Genomic DNA, 7,399 nt, shown 5'->3' with positions numbered 1-7,399 from the left:
TCAGCCTCGGTTTCCGCAGCGGACATTTGGAGTTTCCGCCTGCAACAGCGAGGAACGTCCAACATCGAACGTCCAACGTTCAACATCGAATGGGATTTGGCGTGATCAGGCCGCAGGCTGCTCACCGGGTTTGCATTTTCGGATCCACAATATCGCGCAGCACGTCGCCGAGCATGTTGTAGGCGATCACAGTGACAAAGATGGCGAAGCCTGGGCTCAGTAGCCACCAAAAGTTAAGATAAAACACTTTCACATCTTGCGCCTGCGAAAGCATCAAGCCCCAAGAGGCGGACGGCTCTTGAATGCCAAGCCCGAGAAAAGACAGCGCGGCCTCGCCGAGCACATAGCCGGGAATGGAAAGCGTCGCCGCCACCAGCAGATAACTGACAAGGTTGGGCAAGATATGCTTGCGCAGGATAACGAAGGGCGACTGCCCCATACTTTCGGCCGCCATTACGTATTGGTTCTGCCGGATTGAAAGCGTCATGCCGCGCAAGATGCGTGCGGTGCCCGCCCATCCGATCAGCGCGAGGATCACAACGATCACAAAAAACATTTGATCAGAAGCGAAGTGCGGCGCGAGGGCAGAACGCAAGGCCAGCAAGAGATACAAGCCCGGCATCGCCATCATAAACTCGACAAAGCGCATGGCCAGGAAATCAGCACGGCCGCCAAAGTAACCGCTGAGCCCCCCCACCAGAAAGCCGAGCACGGTGGTGATAGTAATGCCGAGCAGACCGATGAAGAGCGAGACCCGCGAGCCGAAGACGAGGCGCGAAAAGACGTCGCGTCCGGTGGAATCGCTCCCCAGCAAATAGACTGGCCCCGCATCGTCAGCTACTTTAAACAAGTGTCGATCGGTGGGAATGATACCAAACAAGCGATATTCAAAACCACGCGCAAATAACTGTAAGGGATAAGACTCCCCCTCGATCGCTTGATAGCGTGCCTCGGTAGGATCGACCAGTTCGTAAGCCTGCACACGCAGGCCACCCTCTCCGAAGAAGATGGCTGTGGGGGGATGGTATGTGCGCTCCAGGTCTTGCTCGTTGGTGGCATAGGGTGCCAATAGATCGGCGAAGATCGCCGCGGCATAGAGCAAAATCAGCACACTGGCGGATATGATTCCGAGTGGACGACGGAAGACTTCTTTAAATAATTTCCAAAGTAACTGCATCTTACTTTTTGCGCTCCAAACGTATACGCGGGTCAGACCACGCGAGTAAAATATCGGCCAGCAAGTTGCCCAGCACCAGCATGCTGCAACCGAGCATCACCGAGGCCAGCACCACGAATTGGTCTTCACGTAGAATCGATTGATACATCAACTGACCAAGGCCGGGATATTGTAAAACGATCTCCACCATCAAGGCACCGCTCAATAAGCTAGAAAAAGCGAAGCCAAAAGCGCTCACCAATGGATTGATGGCATTGCGCAGGACGTGCTTAAACATCACGACCCGCTCACGCAAGCCCTTCGCCCGCGCGGTGGCGACAAAGCCCGCGCGCATGCTGTCGAGGAAGTTGGCCCGCATGATGCGCATAATACTGGCGATCGAGCCGATCCCCAGTGCCAGCGTGGGCAGGACTAAATGATGCGCCCGATCAAGCATCTTACCACCGAAGCTGAGATAGTCATAATCAATCGAGGTCGCGCCTCCGAGTGGGAACCATCCGGTCTGCGCTGCAAAGAAAACCAGCACTAGAGCCAGGAAAAACTCGGGAATCGAGAGTGCGGCATAGGCCAATACCGCTGAGACCCGGTCGAAGATCGAGTCTTTGTAGACCGCAGCCAATACGCCGAGGGGAATGGCGATCGCCCACGAAAAGACGAAAGCGCAGAGCGAGAGTAAAAAGGTCGCCCAAATACGCTGACCGATCAAATCCGCCACAGGCACTTTAAAAGCCCATGAATGCCCAAGATTGCCCTGCAGCACATTGCCCAGCCATTTATAGTATTGCACATACCAAGGCTGATCGAGGCCGAACTCGGTCTGGATCGCTTGGATCAGTTCGGCCGGCACATCGCGCTGCGCTCGGACCGGCGTCAGGAAGTCGCCCGGTGCAAGGCTCATCAATAAAAAGACCAATAAAGTGATGCCCAATAGCAATGGGATCAGCGTCAACAAGCGACGTAGGATAAAGGCAATCATTCGCTCACCTCCGACCAGAGTGATTCCAAATTCCAGGTAACCCCGCCCAGCGGAGTCGGCTCGACATTACGCCAGCGATTACGATAGCCCGCATATTCCTTGGCACTGACGAGAAAGATAAAGGGTTGCTGCTCGGCTAGGATCGCCTGCACCTCGTTGAAATACTCTTTTCGCACTTCGACCTCGGTATGGCGGCCGACCTCACGCATCAGCTCGTCGATCCGTGCCTCCCACTCAGTTGCAGGGCTTTGCTGTTGAGGGTACCAAAAGTGCATGCGGCCACCGCTCATCAAAATGTCTTTGCCTGCATAGGGATCCGGGGCGCCTCCGCCTAGCCCAAGCATGCAGGCCTCGTAATCGAAGGCATCGGAGATCTTAGTTACGATGGTATTGAAGTCCAAGAACTGCAGCTCCACGTCCACCCCGATCGCAGCCATATTTTCCTTGAATACAGTCGCCATTTCAACGCGTAGCCCGTTGTTGGAATTGGTGATCAAAGTGAACTCGACCCGACGCCCTTCAGCATCAAATAGTTCCTGACCGCGATACTCGAAGCCCATTTCTTGAAAGAGCGCCCGCGAGCGTTCTACTTGATAGGGGTATTTGCGCACCTCGTCGTTATACCAAAATTTGCGCTTGGGCGAGACGTAGCCATTTAGAATGTCGGCACGGTTAAAAAAGACGCCGCGAATGATGCCCTCGCGATTGATGCCATACGAAATGGCCTGGCGGAAGCGCTTGTCCGAAAACCAGTCAAACTTGTACGGCGCTACAAAAGGTTCGCCCTCCGCATTCTTGCCAGGGTTGAGATTAAACCAAATAAAGTTGGTGCTACTCGATGGGCCCATGTCCAGCACGGTATAATCAAAGCGCTCTTCGCCCCGCCGCACCCAAGCCACATTATCAGGACCAATGGACTCGAAATCAGTCTGTCCCTGCGCAAAGGCGACATTACTACTATTGCCATCTGGCACGATTTTGGAAATCACTCGGTCCACATAAGGTAAGCGCTTCCCTTGTGTATTCACTTTCCAATAGTTCGGATTCCGAGCAAAGACCATTCGCTCTCCTGGACGGTACGTTTCTAGCACGAACATATTCAACCCGACAATCTTCCATGGCTCATCAATCGCAGTCTGCAAACTCCATTGATCCATCAGAGTGCCGTCTTCATACGCATCGTATAAAATATGCTTGGGCAAAATATCGACTCCGCCCCCAAAGAGCAGAAAGGGCGCATACACTTCAGGCGTCGTAAAGCGCACAGTAAAGTCATCAAGCATTTCAACCTGCGGCTCCTGTCCGTTAATTTGCTGCCCAAAGGTGGAACGCGAATTGTAGCGATAAAGTGGCCGCCCATCCTCGCCCGTCATCACCTCCCCCGTCTCCGGGTCCGACTGTTTGGCAAAGAAGGTTTGCCAGGTAAAGACCACATCCTCTGCGGTAAACGGCTCGCCATCACTCCAATGCACTCCCTTGCGCAAGTGAAAGGTGTATTGTAAATTATCCTCAGAAATCTCCCAAGACTTTGCCAGATTTGGAATCACTTCGCCCGTCTTCGGGTCCATCGTAACCAGACTGTCCAAGATCCGCCCAATCACCAGCGAGCCCCCGACCGACTCATTGACCAAAGGATTCACCGTCGCGACATCTCCCTCGATCGTTTCTATAATGTTTGCACCAAACTCACCCACCGAAAAATCAACCACCTCCGCATCGACTGGTATCGGCTGCACAATGGGCTCTGGTCGCACTGACCGGCCGGGCGAATCGTCGGCCCCGCCACAAGCCGCCAACAAGACTGCCGCCAGCGCGGAAAACGCAATCGACGAGTAGGAACGTATTCTATAAGAACAGCAGCGTAGCATACTCCCCCTACGAAAGCCGCACGGAAGCTTTGTTCAACGCTTTTTCTAGCTATTTCACAGTCAATAACAACTGTTGAGAGTAATTGAAACTTTTCTTTCATCTGGAACGATCTACTATTTCCCTCAAACCATGTCGCAGCCAGCCCCCACCCCACAGACTTTTGCCGTCGAAGATGCCTGGAAGCCCCTCCCAATGAGCTTCTGGCGAATCGAAGAGGCACAACACTTCCTACGACGCGTCGGATTTTCAGCCACCCCCGAAGCCGTGACTACCGCCTTGCGCGACTCCCCCAAGGCGTATCTCCAAGCAGCCTTCTTACCAGGCACCCCCTTGCCCAAATCGACAGCGCTCAGCGAGTACGAAGCCACAGCTAATGAGCGACACGTGCATATCTATAAAAACGTCGAAGACGAAGAAGAAAAACGGCGCCTGCGCCAAGAACTGCAGCGCGAGGAGAGTCAACTTTTCCGCGACTTTGCCATGGACTGGTTCGCATTCGCCCGTCAACCCGAGCACAGCGCACAAGAAAAATTCGTAGTCTTCCTACAGGACGTCTTCGTGGTTGAACAAAACTCAATCCGCGACACTCCGCTGCTCTTTTCACTGCAACAAACCCTGCGAGGCGGCATCCACTTAGACTACCCCGAGCTGTGTAAACAAGTCAGCCGTGAACCCGCAATGATGCGCTATCTCGACCTGGTCAAAAACACCGCCCGCAAGCCCAACGAGAACTTCGCACGCGAACTTTTCGAGCTCTTCACCCTCGGCGAAGGCAATTACAGCGAGGACGACATCAAAGAAGCGGCCCGCGCCTTTACAGGCTATCGCATCAAAAAGCGCTACGAGTTCTACTTCGAGAAAAAGCTGCACGACGCCTCCCCAAAAACCATATTCGCTGAAACTGGTAATTGGGATGGCGACGATGTCATCGACATCACCTTCCAACAAGCCACTGCGCGCACCTTCTTAATACGAGAGCTCATTAAGTTCTACCTGACCGAAGAAGCGGTGCCCGAAGCCTACATCGAGGCGCTTGGCGAACAATGGGCGAGCCACAACTTCAGCCTGCGCTACTTAATCGAGACCTTCTTCCAAAGCCGCCTCTTCTTTCACCCCGCCTATAGGGGCAACATGGTCAAAAGCCCGATCCATTTTTACATCGGACTTTGCCAAGATCTGCGCCTCGACGTCATCCCTTTGGAAGCACGCATCCTCCGCAGCATGGCAACCATGGGACAGAGCTTCTATAATCCACCCAACGTCCGCGGCTGGCTTTACGGTGAGCACTGGATCAATTCCACCACCATCAGCGCCCGCCGTCAACTCGTCGACTATCTCTTCGCCAATCTCAACGAGAAGAAGCTCAACGCCAACGAACAACTCGCGCTCAAAAACGCACGCGAAGCCGGCCGTGGCAACTTCCTCGTCACCCAAGAGCGACTCGAACAAGTGCTCAGCCTCGCCCCCGACGACCTGGCCAAACACTTCACCACCTACTTTATCACCGCCCCCTCACGCGCGACCTACCTCGACGCACTCCACTCCATTTTAGGGGACACCCAAGACGAAGGCGCCGCCCAGCGCGTGCGCCACGCCATTATCGCCCTACTGCAATCTCCCGCCTATAATCTGTGCTAGCGGACGCGCCTAGCTAGCACAGGGTTCACAAGTTTTCAGTTTTCCCAACTCCTAATTCCTAACTCCTAACTCCTAAATGCAAAACCTACCCCTCACACGTCGCGAATTTATCCGCGGAGCCGGCGGCCTCGGCTTCTTGGCATTTAGTGGGGCCGCACCTGCGTTTCTGGCCCGCAGTGCCATGGCACAGACACCTGCGCCCGAACGGGACCGCAGCATCTTGGTCATCATTCAGCTGGCCGGTGGCAACGATGGCCTCAACACCGTCATCCCCTTCACCGACGATCGCTATTACAACCTGCGCCCCACCATCGGGCTCAAACACGGACTACTCCATCTCAACGACGACCTCGCCCTGCACCCAGCCTGCAAAGAGCTGCACCAGCTCTACGGCGAAGGCGATCTCTCAATCGTACAAAATGTAGGCTACCCCAACCCCAACCGCAGCCACTTCCGCTCCACCGAGATCTGGGAAACGGCCAGCGACGCCGACACTTTTAAGCACGACGGCTGGCTAGGCCGCTATTTTGACAACGCCTGCGCAGGTAGCCCCGAAGCCGACGATATCAACGCCGATCCCACCGCCATCCACGTGGGCGACATGATCCCACAGACCTATCTCTCCGAGCAAGCTCACTCGCTCTTCGGCATGAAGCACCGCGGGCGCTTCGACCGCGGCAACGACCCTGCCGACCTCGCCTACGAGAAACTGCTGCAAGCGGACCACATCGAAGGCAATGCCAGCTACCTACAGCACACCATGATGAATACCCTCGTCACTGAGCGTAGAGTCGAGAAGATCATCTCCCAATACAAAGCCTTAAGTAACTACCCGGGCAACAAGCTGGCACAATCACTCAAACGTGTCGCCGCCCTGATCCATGCGGACTTAGAGACACGCGTCTACTTCGTCTCGCAAAGTGGCTACGACACACACGCCAACCAATTAAACAACCAGCAACGCCTATTGACAGAGCTATCAGCTGCCATGAGCGCGTTTCAAAAAGACCTCAAGGCCCACAAAAAAGATGAGCAAGTCATCACCATGACCTTTTCCGAGTTTGGGCGACGCCCCGCGGAAAACGGCAGCGGCGGCACCGACCACGGCACCGCAGCGCCGCTCTTCGTCATGGGCTCACGTGTCAACGGCGGCCTCTTAGGCGAATCCCCCGAGCTCGTGACCGACGTTAAAAAAGACCTCCAATACAGCACCGATTTCCGCAGCGTTTACAGCAGTGTGCTCGACAAGTGGCTCGAAGCCGACTCCAGCAAGATCCTAGGGGAGACATACGAGCACGTGCCCTTTGTGTAGGCCATAATTTGACAGCCCCAAGACCTCGCTAGCGCGAGTTCGCTACCTCCAATTCTGCACCAACCAAGTGTAGCGATGTGACGCCAGTCACGTCCAGTGCCTTGCCTGCATTCGGTGTTCGCGTTTACGTAGCCGAGTGCTTCAGCCTCGGTTTCCGTAGCGGCATTTGGATTCAGCCTTCAACCGCAGGGAACGTTGAACATCGAACGTCCAACATCGAACATTGAACATCGAATGGGACTTTCTTCAAGCGAGGCATCCCGAGCTCTATTCACTTCCGCGCTACGTTCGACAGCCCCAAGACCTCGCTAGCGCGAGTTCGCTACCTCAAGTTCTGCACCAACTAAGTGTAGCGATGTGACGCCAGTCACGTCCAGTGCCTTGCCTGCATTCGGTGTTCGCGTTTACGTAGCCGAGTGCTTCAGCC

The 7,399-nt window shown here is 54.9% G+C and carries 5 protein-coding genes; 2 read left to right on the top strand and 3 right to left on the bottom strand.

Annotated elements, in window-relative coordinates; translation table 11 throughout:
- Positions 1-121 precede the first annotated feature (121 nt).
- The 3 genes from QEH52_RS18765 to QEH52_RS18755 are packed head-to-tail and all read right to left on the bottom strand — an operon-like array spanning position 122 to position 4,021.
- The gene (locus tag QEH52_RS18765; protein ID WP_308952493.1) at positions 122-1,177 is read right to left on the bottom strand and encodes an ABC transporter permease; all 1,056 of its coding nucleotides are present in this window, start codon (positions 1,175-1,177) and stop codon (positions 122-124) included.
- A gap of 1 nt (position 1,178) precedes the next feature.
- The gene (locus tag QEH52_RS18760; protein ID WP_308952492.1) at positions 1,179-2,153 is read right to left on the bottom strand and encodes an ABC transporter permease; all 975 of its coding nucleotides are present in this window, start codon (positions 2,151-2,153) and stop codon (positions 1,179-1,181) included.
- Positions 2,150-4,021 carry an ABC transporter substrate-binding protein gene (locus QEH52_RS18755; protein WP_308952491.1) on the bottom strand — a complete coding sequence of 624 codons (1,872 nt, stop codon included), beginning with the start codon at positions 4,019-4,021 and terminating at the stop codon, positions 2,150-2,152. Before QEH52_RS18755 ends, QEH52_RS18760 begins: the two co-directional genes overlap by 4 nt.
- A gap of 130 nt (positions 4,022-4,151) precedes the next feature.
- Between QEH52_RS18755 and QEH52_RS18750 the strand changes: the two genes are divergently transcribed.
- Positions 4,152-5,660: a DUF1800 domain-containing protein gene (locus tag QEH52_RS18750; RefSeq protein ID WP_308952490.1), complete on the top strand. Its 1,509-nt coding sequence runs from the start codon at positions 4,152-4,154 to the stop codon at positions 5,658-5,660.
- A gap of 76 nt (positions 5,661-5,736) precedes the next feature.
- Positions 5,737-6,972, top strand: coding sequence for a DUF1501 domain-containing protein (locus QEH52_RS18745; RefSeq protein WP_308952489.1), 1,236 nt, complete (start codon positions 5,737-5,739; stop codon positions 6,970-6,972).
- The last annotated feature ends 427 nt before the right edge of the window (positions 6,973-7,399 follow it).

It is taken from the genome of Thalassobacterium maritimum (genome assembly GCF_031127805.1).
Taxonomy (GTDB): domain Bacteria; phylum Verrucomicrobiota; class Verrucomicrobiia; order Opitutales; family Coraliomargaritaceae; genus Thalassobacterium; species Thalassobacterium maritimum.
Note: the sequence above shows the minus strand (reverse complement) of the source record. Positions and strands in the feature narration are given on the sequence as shown.

Bases quoted from the DNA above. Each gene is read 5' to 3' on its own strand.
- QEH52_RS18765 (WP_308952493.1), bottom strand. From the start codon at position 1,177: ATGCAGTTACTTTGGAAATTATTTAAAGAAGTCTTCCGTCGTCCACTC.
- QEH52_RS18760 (WP_308952492.1), bottom strand. From the start codon at position 2,153: ATGATTGCCTTTATCCTACGTCGCTTGTTGACGCTGATCCCATTGCTA.
- QEH52_RS18755 (WP_308952491.1), bottom strand. From the start codon at position 4,021: ATGCTACGCTGCTGTTCTTATAGAATACGTTCCTACTCGTCGATTGCG.
- QEH52_RS18750 (WP_308952490.1), top strand. From the start codon at position 4,152: ATGTCGCAGCCAGCCCCCACCCCACAGACTTTTGCCGTCGAAGATGCC.
- QEH52_RS18745 (WP_308952489.1), top strand. From the start codon at position 5,737: ATGCAAAACCTACCCCTCACACGTCGCGAATTTATCCGCGGAGCCGGC.